We start from the raw sequence: 328 nt of genomic DNA, 5'->3' as shown, positions 1-328 counted from the left end.
ACCTTGCAGAGCTATTTCGATAGCAGTGGAATGTACGTCGACAGTTTTGCCATGAAGAAGTGGCTTGATGGTAATCCCTCTGTTTCCACTGAACAGTTTCGTACTTCCTACCCCAGTATCCAGGCAACACTTAGAACTATTGAAAATAAATCGGGCGAAAGCGAAGATATATATTTTATAACGCTAAACGAGCAAAGTGAGGGCATGATCGCGCAGATAGCTAAGGACGCGTTTGATCAATTTTGTCTGAATACTGAATTTGGGATCGAGTCCTATTTAGGGCGACGAATTCGCCATAACACATTAGATGGAGTTATGACTGAGTCTG

1 protein-coding gene is annotated in these 328 nt (G+C 42.7%); it reads left to right on the top strand.

The window, feature by feature from the left end:
* Nucleotides 1–51 precede the first annotated feature (51 nt).
* Nucleotides 52–328: hypothetical protein (locus C661_RS24135; RefSeq protein WP_207636114.1), on the top strand; the 277-nt coding region annotated here is incomplete at its 3' end.

It is taken from the genome of Clostridium tunisiense TJ, from assembly GCF_000300195.1.
GTDB classification, from domain to species: Bacteria; Bacillota; Clostridia; order Clostridiales; family Clostridiaceae; genus Clostridium_J; species Clostridium_J tunisiense.
Note: the sequence above shows the minus strand (reverse complement) of the source record. Positions and strands in the feature narration are given on the sequence as shown.